Here is a 21,510-nt window from a genome sequence, read left to right on the forward strand (position 1 = left end):
TCGATTGACTGAAGGTCGGCAATTTGTCAGAGGACGACGAGGTGTAGGCGGGTTCGGTGGAAAATCCACAAAGCCTGTGCCTTACTGATTTTTCCCTTTGATGGAGTAATGGGCATGCGGCGTAGAGGCGCACAGTTCTGGCTCTGGAGTAACAGCCAATTACACGGTCGCAGTCACGATGAAGTGCTGCCCGACGGTACGCAGATCGAGGTACAGGCGCGGTTCAATCGTGAGCAAGTGACTCAGGTGTTCATCGGCGTGTACACCTGCGATGGCACGCCGCGGGCAGAAGAATTTTATGACCGTGAGGGCCATCCCACGTTGGCGAAAGCCCTGGCATGGGGCTGCACACGCGCCCAGGCGATCCTCACCACCGTGTCCGAATTCCGTGCGCCCCACCGGATCCAACTGACCGTGGGAGTGGTGGTGGATGATCCTTGTGAAATGGCCTTGCGCCATATGGAAATGTCCGCGGACGAAAGCCTTCGGCTCAAGCGTCAGGACGCCTGGGACGAGTATCTGGACGCCAAGCAAGCCGTGCTGGACATGATGCGCTCCAGCAAGGTCGACAGCGAGATCTGGGAAACCCAGAAACGCAGGCTGCGCAACGCCATCGATCGCCGGGCGGCGCTGCGGCATACCTGGCCTTGCGACTGACACTTAAGGCATCGCTTGTTCCTGCCGAGTGAGGCAGGCCAACAGGCACGAGGGGTCGAGCACCTCGTCGTTGACGTAGATCCCGCGTTCCGGGTCGTAGGAACGGATAAACACCCGCACGTTTGCATCCGCCACGGTGGGCAACTGCGAATCGTAGAACACATGTTCAGTAGCGATCGGGATGAAGTCCTGAGGTGCGCTCGGGATGTATGAACGCGGTGGCACGGAGCTCAAGGTCGGCGGCGCCGGGTGCGCGAAGGGCTGGTTGGGTCCGTAGTAGATCAGTGCACTGCTGGAGCTCTCGGTCTGCATGGGACTTTCGTCCGCATGCACCGCGCTGGCGGCAGTCAGAAGGGCGATAAAGCACAGCGTCAGATCGGTTTGTTTCATGGCGACACCTGCGTACTCGGTTTTCCCGCATTTCCCCAAGGCCTTTAACTATAGCTGCCTTGCGCTCATGCGTTCGCGCGGCCCGGATTACAAGTTCACAACAAAGCGCCGATGGGCTTTTCCAGCGGCTGATCTAGACTCGTGCCGGTCAATAAAAACGAGATCTGGAGTGCGCAATGGACATGCCGACCAAACAACAAGCCGTCGCCAGCAACCGCGAGGCGTGGAATGACTCTGCAAGGCATCACAAAGACAATCCCGAATGGCTGGCCGTGCTCGACGCCATCAGCCAGGCCGATTTTTGCTGCATCGATGACACCCTGCGCGGTGTGCTGGAACAGGTCGGCGTCGAGGGCACGGACGTGGTGCAACTGGGCTGCAACAATGGCCGTGAAAGTCTTTCGCTGTTTGCCCTGGGCGCGCGGCGGGTGGTGGGGGTCGATCAGTCTGCGGCGTTTCTCGAACAGGCGCGGGAACTGACAGCGCGTTCGCCGCATGATGCTGAATTCTTCGAGGCAGATATCCATCATCTGCCGACGCTGTTGCACGACCAATTCGACGTGGCGCTGATCACTATCGGTGTCTTGAACTGGATGCCGGACATCGCCGAGTTCTTCCGCCACGTCGCAAAAACCCTCAAGCCGGGCGGCGCGGTGGTGATCTACGAAACCCATCCGTTCCTGGAAATGCTCGACCCCGAAGCCGCCGACCCTTATCGGCTGGACAGCTCGTACTTTCGCAGCGACCCGTTCGTGCAGCATCAGCCAATCGTCTACGAAGGCAAAGTCGAACAACCGGCCAGCCCGTCCTACTGGTTCGTCCACACCCTCAGCGCCATCTTCACCGGCGCCATCGACGCCGGTTTGCAGATCAGCCACTTCCAGGAATACCCGCATTCCAACCGCGAAGAACTGTATGACCGGTATGAAAAACAAGTGGCGCAGTTGCCGTTGTGTTTTACGTGGGTGGCGGTGAGGGGTTGAGCTGAAATTTGCGTTGTGATGACTGACGCCTTCGCGAGCAAGCCCGCTCCCACAGGGATTTATGCTGGGCCCCAATTCTTGTGAACGATGCAAAACCACTGTGGGAGCGAGCTTGCTCGCGAAGGCAATTTCGAGGACGCCATCGCGGGCAAGCCTCGCTCCTACAAGGGATTAGGTCCAAGCACAGATTTTGTGAACAACACAAAACCAATGTAGGAGCGAAGCTTGCTCGCGAAGGCAATTTCGAGGACGCCTTCGCGGGCAAGCCTTGCTCCTACAGGGGATTGGGGCTGGACGCTGACTTTGTGAGCGCTACACAACCAAATGTGGCGAGGGAGCTTGCTCCCGCTGGGCTGCGAAGCGGCCCTCGAAAGGGACTGCTGCGCAGTCCAACGGGAGCAAGCTCCCTCGCCACAAGCAAGCTCCTTTGCCACAGGTTCAGTGTTGGCCTGACTTATCGTTTCAAGCCTCCGCCGTTGCCCCTGCCACCACTGGCCGACCTGGTTTGCGCAGTGGGTCGAGGCGCGAGCCTTGGTAGCGGGTTTCGCGGAAGAAGCGCCAGCGGCCGCCGAACAGGCCATAGACGTGGGTCACGCGGCCCTGTTCGTGGTAGCCCATGCGGATGTGCAGTTTCAGCGCCGGGATGTTGTGGGTTTCGCAGACGTCCACCACTTTGTCGCAGCCTTGGGCGGCCATGGCCTCCCAGAGGGCGACCTGCACGTCCACCGACAGGCTGGTGCCGAAATAGGCGCGGGTCATCTCGCCGCCGAACTCGAAGAACTCCCCTGGCTTCACCGGAAACCAGCAGCCGTAATAGTGGCGGTCGTGGTAGTCCCGGGTGCTGCCCCAGATGAAGCCGACGGCATGACCTTCCTCGTCCAGGTACATGTGCCCGGTGTGGCCTTCGGCGGCGAGTTCGGCCATGGTCCCCACGCGATCACCGAAGTGCTTGGTGAAAGCCACCGCATTGTCCGCGGTAATGTTCACCTGACGTAAGCCAGAATAGGGGCGCAACTTGTGCGGTGGCACTGGGCTGACCAGGTCGCGCTCCATCCACAGCAGCTCCCAATGGAAGAATACGTAGCGCTTCCAGAATGCCCGGAAGAGGTTGCCCAGACCTTTTTGCCTGATGCGTTCGCGTAGCTTTTCGATGACATTCATGACGCTCTCCTTAGCCGAGGCCAGGGTGTTGTGGGGAGGCTTTTGATGGGTATAGATGAAGCTTGCAAGTTCATGTCAAAGCGCCAGCTTTGAATGTGTTGCAATGTGTGTAACTCATTCGAGTGCGGCTGTTCCGGCCTGAAAATCCTTGCTGACAACCGCATAGGAAACCCGCTCGATACCGGCTAGGCGCCGCTCTAGCACCTGCGTTAGCGACTCGCCGGGGTTCAGGTACGCATCGCCAAAATCCGCCCCGAGCTGGTTCGGATGAGCGACGATTTCCAGCAGACCGTCGGTCGGCACGGGAGCGTTGCGCAGGTCGACTGGTGTGCAGACATAGTCCGCCGTCGCCCCGGCTAAATTGTGCAGACGCCGGTTGAGCAAACCCTTGAACACGCGTTTGGGCAGGCTCAGGTTTTGCCCCAGATTTCGCGCCAGTCGCACGGCGACTCCTTGGCGCGCGGCGAAGCGCGCGACGATCTCGCCGATGGGCCAAACGTTGTGCACATGCTGGTGGGAATCGAGGTGGCTGGGGCGCACGCCGTTGTCCAGGCAGCGTTGCCATTGGGCTTCCAATTCGTCCATCACCGCTTCACGGTCCAGGCGATTGAGCCATAGGCTGTGGCGGGGCAGGTTGAGGTCGAATTCACCCTGGCTGTCGCAGAACGTCGAGCGCTCGAGAATGCCCTGGCTCAATGGCCGACCGTAGGTGAGGTTGAAGTGCAGGCCAATTCGGCCTTGAAGCAACGGATGCTGGGCCATGACGCACGCCGCTTCGAAGGCCGGCATGTTGGCCATGGCCGTGGCGGAGCTGATGACCCCGGCCTGGAAGGCGCCAAGGATCACTGCGTTTTCGCACGGGCTGAGGCCAAAATCGTCAGCGTTGACTATGACTTGGTGAGGCATGTTTGCCCTCCATGGTTTTTTCAATAGGCGCCTGAGGCTGGATCGCTGGCGTGGAGACCGTGGCCACCGCTGCCGCGCGTTTCGCCCGCCATGTTTGCAAGACCGGTTTGAGTCGCTGCCAGACGCGCAGTGCTAGCCCCAGCACCAGCCCGCTCGGCCGCCAGGAATAGAAACTCCAGCGCCAGTGTTCGAGTTGCCCGGTCATGCGCTCGTGGAGTTGATGGCTGGAGTTTTCCAGGCTCACCCGCGAGGCATCGATCCAGTGCCAGTTGTCGTCCAGGCCCCAGCGAATCCACTCTTCGAGCAATACCCGGCCGCTGCCCAGGTCGGCGTATTGCGGGAGGAACGCCAGGTTGTAATCGTACAGCCGACCTTGCTCCAGCAAGCCGAGGCGATAGCTGATGCAGCGGCCGTCCAGTTCGAGCACCACGACACGTACCAGGCCGCGAGCGGCGAGGGCGGTGAAGGCGCGGTCCATCCATTGTCGATGGCGTTCGTCGGCGAAGATGCCGACGCCTTCATCGCCTTTCCAGCTCACCGCTTCGACTTCGCTGATGGCCTGCAACAGCGGGCCCATGCTCGTGGCGTCGGGAGTAATGCGCCGCACTTCGGCGCCACACGCGGCAATGCGTTTGCGCGCGCGACGCAGTTTGTAGCGCGGATCGCCCGAGACTTCCTGGCGATCCGCTTCGCTGATCAGGTGCACCGGCACCTTGCAACTGAGGCGCCGTTCACCGGTGGAACTGTGTGCCATCCACACCGTCAGGGCACTTTCTTCGCCCGTGGGTTCGGACAGCTCGTTGAGTTGCAGCAACGCATGGGGCATGCGGCGGCGAATCACGATCAGCGCCTTGCGGATGCTCTCGGCATCCAGGCAGGCGAGCAGCGCCAGGCGATCGGTCAGCGGATAGCCGAGGTGATGCACCACCCGGAACGGCCACCCGCCAAAGCGTTCGCGCGACGTCACCAACGGCAGGCAGAGCGCCAGTTCATCACCCTGCCAGCCGAGCAGCACGTGCAGGCGCTCGCCGTCCTTGAGCGCCTGTTCCGCAGCGCCCAGCCAGGCCAGGGTGTTGAACGGTGTGTGGTCCGTCACTCGCAGGCGCAGTGCTTCATAAGCCGCTGCCGGAAAGTCCGGAGCGCACAGCGAAGTGCGCCATTCGAATCGCGTCGGCATCGGGTCAGGTCGCCTCTGCTGCAACAGTGGACGGTGCCGGTTTGCGCAAGGCATCCAGACGCGATCCGCTGTAGCGGGTTTCACGGTAGAAGCGCCAGCGGCCAAACAGCTCGTAGACGTTCATGATCCGACCTTGCTCCTTGTAGCCCATGCGGATGTGCAACTTGAGCGCCGGGATATTGTGGAACTCACAGACATCCACCACTTTGTTGCAGCCCTGATCGGCCATGGCTTTCCACAGGTTCAGTTGGAAATCCACCGACAGCGTAGTGCCCCAGTAGGCGCGGATCTGCTCACCGCCGAATTCGAAGAACTCGCCCGATTTGACCGGGAACCAGCAGCCGTAATAGTGCCGGTCGTGGTAATTGCCTTTGCTGCCCCAGATGAAGGCCACGGCATCGCCGTCTTCATTCAGGTACATGTGCCCGGTATGCCCTTCGTTCGCCAGTTCGGCCATGGTGCCAATGCGATCACCGAAGTGTTTGCCAAAGGCCACGGCGTTCTGCGCGGTGATGGTTTCCAGGCGCAGCGGGTTGTAGGGCCGCAGCTTGTGCGGTGGGATCGGGGTGACCAGGTCGCGCTCCATCCAGATCAATTCCTGATGGGAAAACACGTAGTGCTTCCAGATCTTGTGAAGCGTGGCGCGCAGGCCTTTTTGTTTAATGTGATCGCTGAGTTTTTTCAGAATACTCATGTTATGTACTCCTGACGGGATCGGCCGTGGTGGGAGTGGTGCAACGCGCGGCAACATGCCTGCGCGGCTAACATATTCGATGGCGGTCATGACGCGATCCAGCTCAGGGCGAACAGGGTTTCCCCTGGCAAATCGAAGCTGACGCGACCGTCCTTGCAGCGAAAAGGCGCGTCACGGCTGCGGTTGTCGGCGCCGAAGTAGCGCAAGGAGCCTTTGACCATCGGGCAGGTCGCCCCGGCCAGGTCGATACGTTGCAAGCGCGTGCCTTTGTTGACCCCCAGCAGGCTGCGTTGCGCGTCGGTGGCCATGGCCAGCACGTCGACTTCGAAGGCGTCGTTCTCCAGGCGCATCACATCGTGCAGCCAATGCTGCCGGATGAACTGCTGGGCCAGGCCCACGGGTTTCAACTCGAAATGATCGTCATCCAGGACTTTGAACATGCCCTTGGGGTAGTTCGGTTCATCGTTGGCCTGGAACCAGTTGAGCATTTCCAGCAAACCGTCCTGGGACGAGTTGATCACCACCGAGGCCCACCACAGCGAGGCGAAGTGGGTTTCCTGATCGTAAGGGCTCAGGCTCGAACCGCTGGACATGTTGGTCTGGTCGAGCAGCAGCGCTTTGCGTGGCCGACCCTGTGCGTCCAGCCCGACGAGGTCGGCGGCGCGCCGTACGCTGTCGCGGTAGACCCGAGTCGCCAACAGGTCGCGAATCATCCATTCGTGCCACGCCAGTGCGTCGATCTGATCGCCGGATTCGGCCAGCAGACGCCGTGCCCAATCGATGCCGCGTTTGTCCGCCGCGTTGTCGGCGAAGGGGCCGTTGACCAGTCGTGAACTGGCGGGCATGGCGATGCGGATGCCGGCCTTGGCGTTGTCCGGGTTGCTGCGCACTTGCCGGGCCATGCTGTTGAAGATGCTTTGGTAGTTGGCGTAATCGGGGTAGTTGAGGTTCGGCTCGTCGGCGAACCCAATGTAGTGCGTGCCTTTGCCGCCGAGGGCGCGGGTGCTGGCGAGCCAGGCGTCGAGTCCGCCATTGCTCGTGGTGTCGGCGCGCAGATCGGCCTGACGTTGGCTGCCGGCCAGCAAGGTGATGTCCTGGGTGATGCCGAAACGGTCCTGATACATCTGACGGAACGCGTCTTCGTAGTGCGGCTTTTTCGCCAGGATGTCGACAAAACTGTAGTAACTGGCCGCCTGCGGCTTGAGCGCATCGAGCACCGCAAAACTCGACGGCGGCGGCAGCACATAGGGCAGGGCGATGCCCAGGTTCGGGGTCGGGCCGAGTATTTCTTTGTGCAGCGTCAGGCGCGTCTGGCCATCGTCTTCACGCAGCGGTTTGAGTTGCTGCGGCATCTGCGCGAACAGGTTGGCAGTGCCGTCGAGCCAGAATGCCGCTTTGCCACCGCCACGCAAGCGCAGGCGCCAGACTTGTTCGCGGTCGCTGACCGGCAGTTCGACTTGATCGAACTGCCAATAGGCGCGATAGGGTTTGAGGGCCAATACCCGTTGTTGATTGTCGCTCACCCGTGTGGCTTGAAGCGCACTGACGCCGCCCTGGAACTTGCCGGCCAGCACCGCGCGTTCGCCCGCTGCTACCTTGAAAAACAGTTCGTCGTCGTCACGGGTTTCGGCACTGAAATGCACCTTGGCCGGGGAGAACAGTGCCACCGTGCGTTCGTCGTGTTCGATCTTGTAGCGGCGGAAGCTGTAGCCAGGAATCTCCAGTCGATAACTGGCGGCGCCCGGCGCCAATGGCCAGCTCTGGGTGCCCCGGGTTTCACTGGCGGCAATCAGGCGTTCGCCCGACAGTTTGCCTTGGCCGTCCACCAGATAGATCTGTTCTTCATTGGCATCCGCCTGCCACGCCGGGGTCCAGCGCACGGTCACGGTGTCGGGACGATCCGTTTGCAGGTACAGGCTGCCGTCGCGAATGTCGGCCCAACGCATCGACGCCGCCTGAGCTTCGAGCACCAGGCCCAATCCCAACAGCAGCGCCAGGCGTTTCATGCCGACTTCCTTTGCAGCATCAGCAGCATCGGTGCGACGTCGCTGGGTAGGATGATCAGGGTTTGCCAGACCGGCACGCCACTCAACCGGCAATACAACACCAGCAGCGCAATGGTCACTGCGAGGTAGGCAATGGACGACGCGGCGGCGGCGCCGACGATGCCGTAGGTCGGGATCAGCAGCACATTCAGCGCCAGATTGAGCAGGGCGCTCACGCCCATCATCAGCGAGATCGTGCCGGGGCGATTCTTGCCCAGCAGGTCGAGGCGCAGGATGCTCGCGTAACACAGGCCGAACAGCCCCGGCAGCAGCGCGAGCAGGGCCGGATACGCCGGTTGATACGCGGCACCGAACAGCGTGACGATCAGCCATTCGCCGATCACCGCCATGGTCAGGCACGCGCCGAGCATCACCGTGGCGGTCAGGCGCAGGGCCAGCGGCGTGACTTTGTCGATGCCTTCTTCCTGTTGCAGCAGGCGTTTCATCAGCGGCGTGGTCACCGCTTCCGGGACGATCAGCAGCAACTCGGCGGCAGCGCTGGCCATCGCGTAATGACCGAGCGCGGTGCTGCCGAGCAGGGCGCCGATGAACAGGTAATCGGAACGCAGGATCACTTGCTGGAACAACAAATCAGGATGGCTGCGGGCGCTGTAGCGCAGCAGTTCTTTTTGGCTGGCGCGGTCCCATTGCAGGGTCAGCGGTTGATTGCGTTTGAGCCAGACCCAACCGGCCAGCACCACCAGGCTGATACCCGCCAGCCAACTGATCAGCGCGGCTTCGAGGGCGGCGGTTTTCCACATCCAGAACAGTGCGAGGAACAACAGCAGCGGCGCCAGGGATTCGACCAGGCGCAAGGCGTTGAACGCGACCACGCCGCCGGAGGCGTTGTGCAAGGTCAGCAAACCACTTTTCAGCACGGTCAGCGGCACCGCCAGCAGCAACAGCCAGGCGAGCAGACCCAGTTGCGTGGTGATGTCGAGTTGGCTGCCGAACTCCCGGGTCAACGCCACTACCAGCAAGGTCAGCAGCAGCGCCAGAAAACAGCCAAACACCAGCACCTGACTCAGCAGCAAACCCATCGGCCGTTGCTTGGCCGCTTGATAACCCACCGCTGAATTCAAGCCGCCGCTGGTGGCGGCGCTGATCAAGTCGGGCAGGGTGCTGAGCAGTGCAAACAAGCCGCGTTCGCTCGGCCCGAGAATCCGTGCGAGCAACACGTTGCGCAGCAAACGCAGGCCGATCATCGCCAGTTTGGTGCCCATGCTCAGGGCCAGGTGCTTGAGGTAATGGCTGCGGCTCATGGGCGTGCCCCGCGGTAGATGCGCCAGGACAGCAATTCCGGATTGCGCGCGGTGCGCTGGCTGACGCCGAAGCGTGGCAAGGCTAACGGTTCGCCAGCGCCGCGATAAATGCCGGTGCCGGTGCCCAGGGCGAACGGGAAATCATGCGCGGCGACTTGTTGCCGAACCCGCGCATCGTGGTCGCCGTTGGGGTAGCAGTAGACCGGCAGCGGCCGGTTGCAGCCGTTCAACAGCGCATCACGGCTGCGGCTCAGTTCTTCGTGCAAGCGTTGATCGTCGAGGCCAGTGAGGATCGCGTGACTGGCGCCGTGGGGGCCGAAGCGCACCAGTCCGCCGGCTTCCAGCGCACGCACTTGTTGCCAGTCGAGGGCCTGGGGCTGCGACTCTTCGGGGCATTCATCGGTCAAGCGGCTCAAGTCGTCCGGTGCCAGGGTTTTCAGGCTTTGCAGAAAATGCAGCAAGGTCAGGCTGCGGCGCTGCACGTCCAGGTCATCCATCAGCACTGGCAGCGGGCGACCGACCTGTTGCAGGCATTCGATCAGGTGCATCCGGGGAGTTTCGCCGTGGCTGCCCCAGAGGGTTTCGCCGATACTTTCCCACCAGAAACGCTGGCGGCTGCCAATGAAATCGGTGGAGAGAAAAATGCTCGCCGGCACCTGATATTGCTTGAGCAACGGGAAGGCATTCACCGCGTTATCGCGCCAGCCGTCATCGAAGGTCAGGGTGACTTTCGGCCGTTCCGAGCGCTGGGTGCCGGGGTGCAGGATGTCCATCAACGGCACGCAGTCGAAGTGCTTTTTCAGCCAGACCAGCAAGTGCTCGAAGGCCTTGGGCCCGACGCACAGTTCATTGCGATGGGGCAGGTCGGCGGCGCGGTCGTTGGCCAGCACCCGGTGCAACATCAGGATCACCCCGGCGCCGTGCAGTTGATTGCGCCCCACCGGGGAGTTGAGGTAGAGCCAGCCACTGGTGCGTTTTAATAATTGTTTGATCGCCATGGCACGCGCCTCTCATCGATTTTGCTCGGGGTTCCACTGGCTGTAACGCTGGCCACGCAGGAACTGCCACAGACCAATACTCATCCCGGCAAGGGTCACCAGGAGGAACGCGGCGAGGCGAAAGGGTTTGGGCAAACGGTGTTGCACATCCAGCAGGCCGGCAATGGCCACCGCGTAACCGAGCAGTTGCGCCACCAGAAACAATTGATAGAAACCGTGCTCGTTCCACAGCCAGAAATTGCTCAGCAGCAACGGCAGCAACAGGATTGGCGCCAGGCGCCGGATCAGCTTGTGGCTGATCAGCGCAATCGAATACAGGCCATGTTTCAGCGGATTGAGCAGCTCGCTGCGCTGGGCCAGGCTTTGCAGGCCACCGACGGTGACGCGCTGACGGCGACGGAATTGCTTGTCGGCTTCATCGACGCCGTGATCGATCACCTGGGCCTCGGGCACATAGACGATGCGTTTGAACGCCACCGGCGCGCAGGTGCTGATAAAGAAATCGTCGTTGACCTCCGCCGGCACGTTCTGGAACAACTCGCGACGCAAGGCGAGCAACGCGCCGTCAGCGGAAACCATGCAACCGGTGCGATTTTCCACCCGACGCAACCAGCCTTCGTAATGCCGATACAGGCTGTCGCCGATGCTCAGGCCACCGCCAGTGACCGGGATCACCATGTGCCCGGCACACGCCCCGACTTTCGGATCGGCCAGCGGCGCGAGCAAGTGGCCGAGGGTGTCCCGGGACCACTGGTTGTCGGCATCGGTGAACACCAGAATATCGCCGGTGCTCAGCGCCACGCCGGCATTCAGGGTCGCGGCCTTGCCCTGGCGGGGCAGGTCGAGCACGCTGATGCGCGAGTCGATAACCTTGTGCGCGCAGGCCACCGTGTCATCGGTCGAACCGTCGCTGACCAGAATGATTTCCATCGTCGCGGGCTGGTAATCCTGGGCGATCAGGGTGCGCAACTTGTGTTCGATGTGCCGCGCCTCGTTGTGCGCAGCAATCACGATGCTCACGTTGAGCGGCGCCGCCAGCCCGTGTTGGCGCGCCGGAAACAAGGGCGCCAGCAGCGTCAGCAACAGCGGATAGCCGAGGTAGGCGTAGACCGGCAATAACAGGCACATCCAGAAAATGAATTCAGCCACGGGCGGGCCTCCTGGCATTCCAATGACAGAGACTGAGGATGAACGCGGCGCCGGCCAAGTGCAGGCGCACCCAGTGCAGGCCCCAGAGTTGCAGGGTCAAACGGATATCGCGGTGTTTCAGGCTTTGGCGCAGGCTCAGGATCAGCCCCGGTATCGAGGTGATCAGCACCATGATTGCCGCATGGTGCGGGAAGCCATTGAACAGGGCGGAGATCGCCATGAAGTCCAGCAGCCACACCAACAGCGACAGCAGCGGAAAACGCAGCAGGCGCAGGCTGAATCCATGGGTGCGCAGCAGTTGCAGATGACTGCCCTGGCGCCACATTTCCTTGCCCATCCACTCGCGCCAACTGCTCTCGTAACCCCAATGCAGGGCGACGCTCTGATTGACCGCGAGCAAGCGCGCGCCGGCCTGGTTCACGCGCATGGTGAAGTCTTTGTCTTCGCCGGTGCGCAGGGTTTCGTCGAAGCCGCCGACCTGGTCGAACCAGGTGTGGCGCATCAGCAAATTGGCGGTGGGCAGCCACTGCACCGCGTGCAGGGTCTGGCTGGTAGGGCGCAGGGTGCGGCGTTGCCAGGCATCGGCATACCACGGCGCTTCGGCCGGGGTGTGCAGATCCAGGCTAAACACATCGGCCTGGGCGCCAGCGTCGAGCTCGAACAACAGGCTCAGCCAGTTTTCGGGCATCTCGATGTCGGCATCAATAAAGGCCAGCCATTCTCCGGTGGCCACTGCCGCTCCGCGATTGCGCAAGGCACCGATCAGCAAACCGGGAAGCACCAGCACCTGCGCGCCGAACTGCCGGGCTATCTGCGGGCCGTGATCGTCGGAACCGTTGTCGACCACAATCAGTTCGCACTCCACACCCGCCGCATCGGCAGCCTTTTGCGCAGCGAGCAAGGTCCGGCCGATGTGCCGGGCTTCGTTGAACATCGGGATCACGATGCTGACTCGGCTCATGCCTTGGCCTCCTGCAATGGGGCTTCTTCAGCTTTCAGGCGCAGTACGCTGGTCAGGGCGAGCATGATCCACACGTACTTTTGGTTGGGCGCGCTGAGGAACATCAAAAACAGCGTCAGCGACAGGAAACTCATGCCCAGGTGGGTCATCAAGTCGGCCTGTTGCCAATCACGTCGCTGCAGACAGGCGCGGCGGGCGCGAATCAGGTTGTACAGGCCGAGGCCGAGCATGCCGACGAACAACAGGCCGGCGGGAATCCCCAGTTCGCTGAAAATTTCCAGGTAGGTGTTGTGGGCGCGGCGATACAGGTCGCCGACTTTGCGGTTGGCCGAAAACGCCTTGGCATAACCGGTGGTGGCGTAGTGCAGCGGGAAGGTTCCGGGGCCGGAGCCGAGCAACGGGTTCTCGCGGATCATCTGGCTGCCGACCACGATGTAGGAGGCGCGACGGCCGAGGGATTCGTCCTGGCTCTTGGCGCCGGCGCTCAAGATGCTCAAGGACTGAATGCGCGCGATATATCCGGCAGGCATCGCATAGATCGCCAGCGGAATCGCGATCACCAGGCCGAGCATGGCGAACCCCAGGTGGCGTGGCCGGATGCGCGTCAATTCTGCGCGATAGTGCCAGACACCGATTATCAGGCTGAGGAACAGCACCACCAGCCCGGAACGCGATTCAGTCTTGGTCATACCGCCCAACAGCACCAGGCAGCAGACACCCCAGAACAATCGGTGCAACACGTTCGGGCTGCGAATCACCAGCAGCAGGCCCATGGGCACGGCGAAGGCGATCAGCATGGCAAAGGCGTTGGCATCTTCCAGCAGGCCGGAAGCGCGCCCCTGGTCCTGATACTTGACGGAAAACATCGTCATGGCGCAGGTAATCGCCACGCTGAGGGTGACCAGTTTGGCGAACAGGTCCAGGTTCAATTCGCGACCGACCAGCAGCGTGATGACAAACAGGATCAGGCCGACACTCAGCTCCCGCAGGTGCCCCATCGAGATGCCCATGTCATCGGTATTGAGCGTGCTCAGCAGGTACAACACCATGAACCAGATCAGGTAGCGCCAGATGTTGCTGCGCAGGCGTTCGGACGGAATCTGGTGGATGGCCAGTTGCAGCATCAGGATCAGCGCCAGCGAGGCGCCGACGAATTTGGTCCCCGACAGCGCACTGTCCTTGAAGAAGCCCTCGAACGGCACCAGGGCGACGATCCCCAGCAAACCCCAACCGGGCTTGCGATAGAGCACCGCGACACCCACCAGGCCGATGACCGCGCCCGGTGCCAGAAACGGATAAGGGCTGGCCAGCAAACCGAGGCAGACCAGGCCGAGCAGACTGATGATCGAGAGCGGAAAGATCACGCGCGTGCCTCCCGTGCAGTACGGATATAAAGCTGCGACCAGCGTTCGGCCAAGGCCTTGAGGTCGTAGCGATCCAGTTGCGTACGTCTTGCGTTGTCGCTCAGTTCGCGGGCCAGGGCCGGTTCGCTGAGCAAGGTGCCGATCTGCTGCGCGAGGGCAGCGCTGTCGGTCGGTTCGGCAAGCAAACCGTTGTGCCGTTCTTCCAGCACATCGGGAATCCCGCCGACACCGAACGCCACCACCGGCACGCCGGCCTGCATCGCTTCAAGCAAAATCATCGGTGTGCCTTCGGTGCGCGAGCTGATCACCAGCGCATCGAGTCGGCGCCACCACGGCCCCATGGCGGTCTGGTAGCCGGGCAGGGTGATGCGTTTCTGCAAACCCGCTTCGTTGATTCGTGCCAGCAAGCTGTCGCGTTCCGGACCGTCGCCGAGCATCACGGCGTCCAGTTGCGGGTACTGCCGACACAAAGGAATCAGCGCATCGAGAAACAGGTCCGGACCTTTTTCACTGCTCAGCCGCCCGACGTAACCGGCCAGCCAACGCTGGCGTTTGACGTTGTGCGGCAGCAGGCCCTTGGCCGCCGGCAATCCATTGGGGATCACCTGCAGTTTCTCCGCCCGCACGCTGGCCTTGCGGCACAACGTGGCGATGCTTTCGGCGACGCAAACCACGCGATTCACCGAGGCGGTGCGGCACAGTTGCAGGCTCAGCCAGGTGTAGAACTTTTGCTTGCGGCTGCGCGGCGTGAAACCGTGCTGGGTAATCACCAGTGGCAAGCGCAACAGCGTCGCGCCGACCCAGCCAAACAACAGGCCTTTGAAGTTGTGCGTATTGATCAGCGGCTGTTCCGCCCGCCGCTGACGCAGATGCCCCAGCAACGCCCCCAGCCCCGCGCAACCCTGGCAATCTACCCCGGCCTCGCGGAACCGTTCGATCAGGGCTGGCGGCGCATCGAGAAACAGCACCTGGTGCTGCCCCGGCGTCGCCAGGCAATGGTCCAACAGCATCCGCTCAGCCCCATAGAAGCCGCCGCTGCTGAGCAAATGAATGATCGGCAGGGCGCTGGAAGGGTTGAGCGGCGCGTTCAATTGCGCACCCAATGCACGAAGCTCGGCACGGTCCAGTTGCGGTGCGGATTGCTCGGCAACATGTTCTGCTCGTTGATCACCAACAGCACCGGCAGGTCCAGTTCATGGGTGATTTGCGCAGGATGTTTGAAGCGGTGATCGAAGAACTCACGCACGTAGACCAGGGCAATCGCCAGCAACAGACCGGTGAACAGACCAAACGGAATGATCAGGAACGGCTTGGGAAACGCCGGGGCGGTCGGTTCAAACGGCGGGCTGAGCACCCGGGCGTTCGACAGGTCGTTGTCCAGCGTGCGGGCCGAGCTGCTTTCGGCGAAACGTTGAGCGTAAGTGCCGAACGCTGCGTGCAAGGCGTTGATCTCGGTGTCCATCTGCCGCAGCTTGCTCTGGGTTTCCTGCAACTGGTGAATGCGGTTCTTGAAGTCAGCGATGCGTGCGGTTTTCTGCGCGATCACCGAGCCGATAATCGCCAGGTCGCTGGTACGTTCCTGAATGCGGTTGCTCACCACTTTCAAGAACTGCTGACGGGTGCGAGAGATTTGCTCGCGGGTCAGCAGCATCGGTTCACTGCTTGGCTGGAACACCGCCAGGTCGTTCATGTAGCGGCTGACTTGGGTGGTCAGTGCTTCGCCCATTTGTTTGATCTCGCGATCTTCAAAGGCGACGTTGTCCACGGTGGTGGTGAAGGTGTAGGGGAAGGTGTAGTCGTTGAGTTTGGAATTATTGGCGGCGGCCAGGCTGGACTTCAGGTATTCGAGCCAGCGTTGGCTTTGCAGCAGGCGATCCTGATACAGGTTGAGCGCTTGCTCTTCGGTGTTGATGGCGTTCAGGCGGAAGGTGATTTCCTCCCTGGGATCGGACGAACCGATGGCCTCCAGCAACGCCAGCCGATTGCCTTCAAGGCCATCGAGACGCACCTCGTATTGTTGTTTCTTGGTTTCGTAGAAGCTCTGCGGCAGGTCGATGGACTGCAGTTCCTGACGGCTGACCAAATAGTTTTGCAGCAGTGCCGCGACGAATTTGGTGCCCTGCGCCGGGTCGCCAAAGCTATAGACAATCGAGATCACGTTCGAGCCCGGCAGGGTTTCGATCTTGAGTTTGTCTATGGCTTCCTGGGTTAACCCGTCCAGCACGGTGTCGCGCACCGGATCGGTTTCCATTCCCAGCGCGGCTTTCGCCGGGTTGATCACGTACTCGCGCAGCGGTGTGGTGACAAAGCGTTTAAGCGGCTCGGACACCAGTTTGCTCAACATGCCGGGGCTGGGCGTGTACTCGCCCTTATCCCGCAGCTCGCTGATGGTCTGACGAATCAGCGCCGGCGAACGGAGGATATTGCTCTCGGTTTCCATGTCCGCCAGTGACGGCGGAATGAAACTGGCATTCTCCTGATTCAGCGACGTGGTGGCGTCGCCCTGGGAAAGTTTTTTCGATTGGACGATGACTTGCGCGGTGATGTCGAAGCTCTGTTTGAGCACCAGCGGCAAGAGCAGGGCGATGACTGCAAAGACCAGGAAGACTCGTTTCACCAACTGCTTGTTGGCGAAGAAGATCCTGAAGAACTCATGCAGGTAGTTTTCCTTTGGATTCATGTCTGCGCACCTGAGCGTTAGTTAGAGTTGCTGCTGTCGCCTTTATTGTCGACGCGGTAGCCAAAGCTGAAGCCCACACCCTGGAACAGCACGACGTCCGCCAATTGCCGTGCGAGCTCACCGGCGCTGGCCAGTTTGGTCTTGGGCACGTAGAGCATGTCGTCTGGTTGCAGGTAGGCAATCTGGCTGGCATCCCCGGACAAGGCTTTTTCGACGTCATAACGCACGGCCTTAACCTGGTTGCCGTTGCGCCGCATGATCACCACCGAATCGAGCCGTGCCTTGACGTTGGTGCCACGGGCGAGGGTCAACGCTTCCAGCACCGAGACCGGCCGGCGAATCGGGTAGGAACCCGGTTGGCCGACTTCACCCAGCACGTAGATTTCGTTGCCCGCCGTGGACTTCAGCAACACGTCGACGGTCATCCGCCCCGGCAAGTCCGCGTAACGTTTGTTGAGGAAGGTTTCCAGTTGGTTGACGGTCATGCCTTGCAGCGGCACCGAACCGATTTCCGGGAAACTCGCATAGCCGTCGGTGCCCACGGTGATCTCCCGGCTCATGCCGGTGCCAGGGTGGTTCAGCGAGCTCTTGAGGTTGGACTCATTACTCAGCGGGCTGATGATTTGCACCGACAACTGATTGCGGTTGGGCTGGAACAGTTGTTTGCGCTGATAGGCGCGCTGGATTTCGGTCTTCGCTTCCTCGGCGGTCAGCCCTTCGATTTTCACCGACTGATTCGCGCCCGGCAGTTCGATGGTGCCGTCAGGCAGCACCAGTTGATTGCCGTTGAGCTGGCTGGCCGCAGTGAAGTTCAGGCCGATCGTGTCACCGGACTGCACGCGATAGGCACTCGAACCGCTGGTGCTGATGTGGAAGATCACGTCCAGCACATCCTGCGGCCGCAACGTCTGTTCGACCTTGGGCATGTCGGTGGCCTGGGCGTTGGCCGGCGAGGCCGTGAGGATCTGCACCGGTATGTTGGTTTCGGCAGTGCTGGAGCAACCCGCAAGCGGCAGCAACAGCAGGAGAAGCATTTTGGCGTTCATGGCGTCATCCTTTTCTGATTGCTTACAGGTTTTTGTAGAGCCATTTCGGCATGTAGTACTTGCGTCGGTTGAACACGCTGCCGACCAGTTTCGCCCCGGCCTGGGTCAGGCGCTGGACGGCGGCCTGGGCCACTTCCCAACGGGTGTCCTCGGCACGCACGACCATGATCACGCCGTCCACCTGGGTGCTGATGACCAGCGTGTCGGCGGCGGAATACACCGCGTCGCCGTCGATCACCACAAAGCGGTAGCGGCTGCCCAACTGATCGAGCAGCGGGCTCAGGCGTTCGGCGGTCAGGTGCTCGTTGCCACGGATGTGTCGGCCGTTGGGCAGCACATCGAACGGCAGGCTGGAGACCTGCACCACGCAATCCTGCAGCAGCGGCGGGGTGCCGGTGCTGAACAACAGATCGCGAAAGCCGCGCTCTTTTTGCAGGTTGAGCTGGGCCGTGAGGTTGGTCGCCGACTGGCTGGCGTCGACCAGCAGCACTTGGCCGCTGCTCATCTGCGCCAGTTGGCTGGCCATCGCCAGGGCACTGGTGGTGGTGCCTGCGCCGGGGTTGGCGGCGGTCAGGAATAGGATCCGCAGATCTTGATCGAGCACGGTCGAAGTCAGGTTGGACTCGCTCGGGTTGGCGATGCTTAGGGCTTTATTGGTTGAACCGTCCATTTAACTCGCTCCGTGGCCGCTGAATACTTTGAAGGGGGTTTTCAACAAGATCTTCAGATCAAGCAAAAGGCTCTGCTCGGCGATATAGCTGAGGTCCAACTCAACGCGCTGGTCGAAGTCAATATTGCTGCGTCCGGAGATCTGCCACAGGCCGGTCATGCCGGGGTAGATGCTCAGGCGTGCAAGGTGGTTATCCTTGTAGCGGTAGGCGTTGAACGAGGTGGGCCGAGGGCCGACCAGGCGCATGTCGCCGGTAAATACGTTGATCAGGTTGGGCAGCTCGTCGAGGCTGCTGCGCCGCAGGAACCCACCGATGCGGGTGATGCGCGGGTCCTTGTCGATCTTGAAATCGATCGCGTCGGCACCGTGCTTGTTGAGGTGACGAAGGGACTCCTTGAGCTCCTCGGCGTTGGCCACCATGGTGCGGAACTTGTACATGCCGAACGAGCGACCGCGATAACCGGTGCGTTTTTGCACGAACATGACCGGGCCCGGGCTGCTGAATTTGATCGCCAGGGCCACGCCCAGCAACAGCGGCGAAATCAGCACCAGGATGACCAGGGCACCGAAGCACGCCACGACCCGATTGGTGCGCGACAACGTCCAGGGCCGACCACCATCGCGACCGGTAATCCAGCCGCGACCTTGCATGTGGATCGCGGTGTCCAGGCGCATTCGGTGCTCGGGGTCCAGGCGTTTGTCGCGACGCATATTCTGGAGTGGCACACCTTTTTCATGTCCAGTCATAGACTCCTCCGCTGTAGCTCTCAGCCCTGTAGCTCAGCCGCAAGCGGCGCGTGGGCGTGCAATGGGTAGTAATCGCGGAACCAGGCGACGAAGCGGCGAAGGCCCTCGTCGAGCTCGATGCGCGGGTGGAAACCGGTGTCACGTTCCAGTTCGTGGACATCGGCGCAGGTGTTGAGCACATCGCCCGGTTGCAGGGGAAGCAGCTCAACATTGGCTTTGCGGCCCAGGTGTTTTTCCATCAGGGCCAGGTAATCCTTGAGTTCCACCGGGTGCTCGCCACCGATGTTGTAGATCCGCCACGGCGCCATGCTGCTGGCGGCGTCCGGTTGTTCGCGGTCCCATTCCGGCGTGGTGACAGGTGCCCGATCAACCAGGCGGGCGATGCTTTCGACGATGTCGTCGATGTAGGTGAAGTCGCGCTGGTGCTGGCCGTAGTTGAACAACTTCAACGGGCTGCCCTCGACAATCGCCTGGGCGAAACGGATCGGCGACATGTCCGGCCGGCCCCAAGGCCCGTAGACCGTGAAGAAGCGCAGCCCGGTGCTGGGAATGCCGAACAGGTGGCTGTAGCTGTGGGCCATCAGCTCATTGGCTTTCTTGGTGGCCGCGTACAACGACAGCGGGTGGTTGACGCCGTCGTGGGTCGAGTAGGGCGTGTGCTGGTTGGCGCCATACACCGAACTGGACGAGGCGTAGATCAGGTGCTTGACCGGATGGTGGCGGCAGCCTTCGAGAATATTCAGGAAGCCGCTGAGGTTGCTGTCCAGATACGCCTTCGGGTTATCCAGCGAATAACGCACCCCGGCCTGGGCGGCGAGGTGAATCACCGCGTCTGGTTGTTCGCGGGCAAACAAGGCTTCGATGGCCGGGGCGTCGGCCAGGTCGATTTTGGCGAGCGGAAAACTGCCGACCTGATCCTGCACCCAGCGCACACGATCATGCTTGAGTTGCGGGTCGTAGTAGTCGTTGAAGTTATCCAGCCCGCAGATCCGATGCCCGTCGCGCAGCAGCCGCAACACACAATGGGCACCAATGAATCCCGCCGCTCCCGTCACCAGAATCTTCATGGGCGCAGACCCTCCGGAACGATGTGCCGAAGGCCGATGCCGCTGTAATGCAAACCGGCGGCGGCAACCTGTTCCGGGTTGTAGAGGTTGCGTCCGTCGATGATCACCTTGGAGCGCAATTTGCTCGCCAGCAGATCGAAATCCACCACCCGGAAATTCTTCCACTCGGTGCAGATCACCAGCGCATCCGCATCTTCCAGGGTGTCGTCGCGGGTAGCGCACAAGTGCAGGTCATTGCGGTAGCCGTAGATGCGCCGGCATTCGGACATGGCTTCCGGGTCATAGGCCTGCACACTCGCGCCTTCGGCCCACAGAGCATCCATCAGGTAACGGCTCGGCGCTTCGCGCATGTCATCGGTATTGGGCTTGAAGGCCAGGCCCCAGACCGCGATGGACTTGCCGGCCAAGCCTTGAGGGAACTGGGCTTTGAGTTTGCTGAACAGAATGTGCCGCTGCGTATCGTTGACGTCAGTCACGCTGCGCAGCAGACGCAATGGCATGCCGTTGTGTTCGGCGGTGTGCAGCAGGGCGCGCAGGTCCTTGGGGAAGCACGAACCGCCGAAGCCGCAACCGGGGTAGATAAAGTGATAACCGATGCGCGGGTCCGAGCCGATGCCTTTGCGCACCGCTTCGATGTCGGCGCCCAGCAGTTCGGTGAGGTTTGCCAGTTCGTTCATGAAGCTGATGCGGGTGGCGAGCATCGCGTTGGCTGCGTACTTGGTCAGCTCGGCGCTGCGGTTGTCCATGAACATCAGCTTTTCATGGTTGCGGCAAAAGGGTGCGTAGAGTTCACTCAACTGGTTGCGCGCGGTTTCGTCGTTGGTGCCGACGATGATCCGGTCCGGGCGCATGCAGTCGGCGAGGGCACTGCCTTCCTTGAGAAATTCGGGGTTGGACACCACCCGCACGGCTAACGCGTCTTTGCCCCGGCGGTGCAGTTCTTCGCTGGCGGCTTCGGCGACCTTGTCCGCGGTGCCGACCGGCACGGTGGACTTGATGATCAGGGTGCGATCCGCTTCCATGAAACTGGCGATCTGCCGGGCCACGTTCAGCACATGGCTGAGGTCGGCAGAACCGTCTTCATCGGCTGGCGTACCGACCGCAATGAAGATCAATTCGGCATGTTCCACCGCATCACTGGCCTGGGTCGTGAATAACAAACGGCCGGCCTTGATGTTCTCTTCCAGCGTGCCGGAAAGTCCCGGTTCACTAATTGGTGGAACTGCTTGTTGCAACTGCTTGATCTTGTTCGGATCGATATCAACACACAGCACGCGATGTCCGACATCGGCCAGTGCGGCTGCTTGTATCAGGCCAACGTAGCCCGTACCAAATACGCTCACGTCCATATTGGCGTGCCTCGTAAGACGGTGGAAAGATCAGGAATTAGACTGTCAAAAGGGGTATAGCCCAGCCGTGGCAAACCGTGTCAGCAAAATGACATGTTGCAATGCTAGAACACCCCCGTTTTTGGGGGCTAATGGCCATCAAAGGCTTGCTGCTGCTGGTTTTGCCGCGGTTTTGACGGGTTTTTCACATTTCGAAGAAAGCGA

At 61.3% G+C, this 21,510-nt stretch carries 20 protein-coding genes; 2 read left to right on the top strand and 18 right to left on the bottom strand.

The window, feature by feature from the left end; all coding sequences use genetic code 11:
• Positions 1-114: 114 nt before the first annotated feature.
• A complete protein-coding gene (locus tag NK667_RS07495) occupies positions 115-657 on the top strand; it encodes a hypothetical protein (RefSeq protein WP_054614227.1) in 543 nt (180 codons plus the stop codon).
• Between the two features lie 3 nt (positions 658-660).
• Here NK667_RS07495 and NK667_RS07500 read toward each other — a convergent pair whose 3' ends face one another.
• Entirely contained in the window at positions 661-1,047 is a 387-nt protein-coding gene (locus NK667_RS07500) for a hypothetical protein (protein WP_054050974.1), read from the bottom strand.
• Between the two features lie 176 nt (positions 1,048-1,223).
• Here NK667_RS07500 and NK667_RS07505 point away from each other — a divergent pair, with 176 nt between their 5' ends.
• Complete coding sequence (locus tag NK667_RS07505) at positions 1,224-2,030, top strand: class I SAM-dependent methyltransferase (RefSeq protein ID WP_054614228.1); 807 nt, start codon at positions 1,224-1,226, stop codon at positions 2,028-2,030.
• 462 nt (positions 2,031-2,492) lie between these two features.
• On the opposite strand, the gene NK667_RS07510 is transcribed toward NK667_RS07505, so the two are convergent.
• From NK667_RS07510 to NK667_RS07590, 17 genes are all read right to left on the bottom strand, one after another.
• Positions 2,493-3,191, bottom strand: a complete 699-nt coding sequence (locus NK667_RS07510; RefSeq protein WP_054050978.1) for a GNAT family N-acetyltransferase — start codon at positions 3,189-3,191, stop codon at positions 2,493-2,495.
• A gap of 114 nt (positions 3,192-3,305) precedes the next feature.
• The gene (locus NK667_RS07515; RefSeq protein ID WP_054614229.1) at positions 3,306-4,097 is read right to left on the bottom strand and encodes a ChbG/HpnK family deacetylase; all 792 of its coding nucleotides are present in this window, start codon (positions 4,095-4,097) and stop codon (positions 3,306-3,308) included.
• Complete coding sequence (locus NK667_RS07520) at positions 4,069-5,274, bottom strand: GNAT family N-acetyltransferase (RefSeq protein ID WP_054614230.1); 1,206 nt, start codon at positions 5,272-5,274, stop codon at positions 4,069-4,071. Before NK667_RS07520 ends, NK667_RS07515 begins: the two co-directional genes overlap by 29 nt.
• A gap of 4 nt (positions 5,275-5,278) precedes the next feature.
• On the bottom strand, positions 5,279-5,968 hold the full coding sequence (locus NK667_RS07525; RefSeq protein ID WP_054614231.1) for a GNAT family N-acetyltransferase: 690 nt from the start codon (positions 5,966-5,968) through the stop codon (positions 5,279-5,281).
• Positions 5,969-6,054: 86 nt separating this feature from the next.
• On the bottom strand, positions 6,055-7,974 hold the full coding sequence (locus NK667_RS07530) for a hypothetical protein (protein WP_054614232.1): 1,920 nt from the start codon (positions 7,972-7,974) through the stop codon (positions 6,055-6,057).
• The gene (locus NK667_RS07535) at positions 7,971-9,275 is read right to left on the bottom strand and encodes a lipopolysaccharide biosynthesis protein (protein ID WP_054614233.1); all 1,305 of its coding nucleotides are present in this window, start codon (positions 9,273-9,275) and stop codon (positions 7,971-7,973) included. Before NK667_RS07535 ends, NK667_RS07530 begins: the two co-directional genes overlap by 4 nt.
• Entirely contained in the window at positions 9,272-10,273 is a 1,002-nt protein-coding gene (locus tag NK667_RS07540) for a polysaccharide deacetylase family protein (RefSeq protein ID WP_054614234.1), read from the bottom strand. Before NK667_RS07540 ends, NK667_RS07535 begins: the two co-directional genes overlap by 4 nt.
• A 12-nt stretch (positions 10,274-10,285) precedes the next feature.
• Positions 10,286-11,422 carry a glycosyltransferase gene (locus tag NK667_RS07545; RefSeq protein ID WP_054614235.1) on the bottom strand — a complete coding sequence of 379 codons (1,137 nt, stop codon included), beginning with the start codon at positions 11,420-11,422 and terminating at the stop codon, positions 10,286-10,288.
• Positions 11,415-12,383, bottom strand: a complete 969-nt coding sequence (locus tag NK667_RS07550; protein ID WP_054614236.1) for a glycosyltransferase family 2 protein — start codon at positions 12,381-12,383, stop codon at positions 11,415-11,417. Before NK667_RS07550 ends, NK667_RS07545 begins: the two co-directional genes overlap by 8 nt.
• Complete coding sequence (locus NK667_RS07555) at positions 12,380-13,747, bottom strand: O-antigen ligase family protein (protein WP_054050995.1); 1,368 nt, start codon at positions 13,745-13,747, stop codon at positions 12,380-12,382. The genes NK667_RS07550 and NK667_RS07555 overlap by 4 nt, the downstream gene beginning before the upstream one ends.
• Positions 13,744-14,838 carry a glycosyltransferase family 4 protein gene (locus NK667_RS07560; protein ID WP_054616221.1) on the bottom strand — a complete coding sequence of 365 codons (1,095 nt, stop codon included), beginning with the start codon at positions 14,836-14,838 and terminating at the stop codon, positions 13,744-13,746. Before NK667_RS07560 ends, NK667_RS07555 begins: the two co-directional genes overlap by 4 nt.
• The gene (locus NK667_RS07565; protein ID WP_054614237.1) at positions 14,835-16,427 is read right to left on the bottom strand and encodes a GumC family protein; all 1,593 of its coding nucleotides are present in this window, start codon (positions 16,425-16,427) and stop codon (positions 14,835-14,837) included. The genes NK667_RS07560 and NK667_RS07565 overlap by 4 nt, the downstream gene beginning before the upstream one ends.
• Positions 16,428-16,444: 17 nt before the next feature.
• Positions 16,445-17,473 (bottom strand): polysaccharide biosynthesis/export family protein, encoded by a 1,029-nt coding sequence (locus NK667_RS07570; protein ID WP_054051000.1) that lies wholly within the window; start codon positions 17,471-17,473, stop codon positions 16,445-16,447.
• A gap of 22 nt (positions 17,474-17,495) precedes the next feature.
• Positions 17,496-18,143, bottom strand: coding sequence for a CpsD/CapB family tyrosine-protein kinase (locus NK667_RS07575; protein WP_054614238.1), 648 nt, complete (start codon positions 18,141-18,143; stop codon positions 17,496-17,498).
• Positions 18,144-18,890 carry a sugar transferase gene (locus NK667_RS07580; RefSeq protein ID WP_054051004.1) on the bottom strand — a complete coding sequence of 249 codons (747 nt, stop codon included), beginning with the start codon at positions 18,888-18,890 and terminating at the stop codon, positions 18,144-18,146.
• 20 nt (positions 18,891-18,910) lie between these two features.
• On the bottom strand, positions 18,911-19,957 hold the full coding sequence (locus NK667_RS07585; RefSeq protein ID WP_054614239.1) for an NAD-dependent epimerase: 1,047 nt from the start codon (positions 19,955-19,957) through the stop codon (positions 18,911-18,913).
• Positions 19,954-21,306 (bottom strand): UDP-glucose dehydrogenase family protein, encoded by a 1,353-nt coding sequence (locus NK667_RS07590; RefSeq protein WP_054051007.1) that lies wholly within the window; start codon positions 21,304-21,306, stop codon positions 19,954-19,956. The genes NK667_RS07585 and NK667_RS07590 overlap by 4 nt, the downstream gene beginning before the upstream one ends.
• Positions 21,307-21,510: the final 204 nt, after the last annotated feature.

The organism is Pseudomonas nunensis (assembly GCF_024296925.1).
Lineage (GTDB): Bacteria > Pseudomonadota > Gammaproteobacteria > Pseudomonadales > Pseudomonadaceae > Aquipseudomonas > Aquipseudomonas nunensis.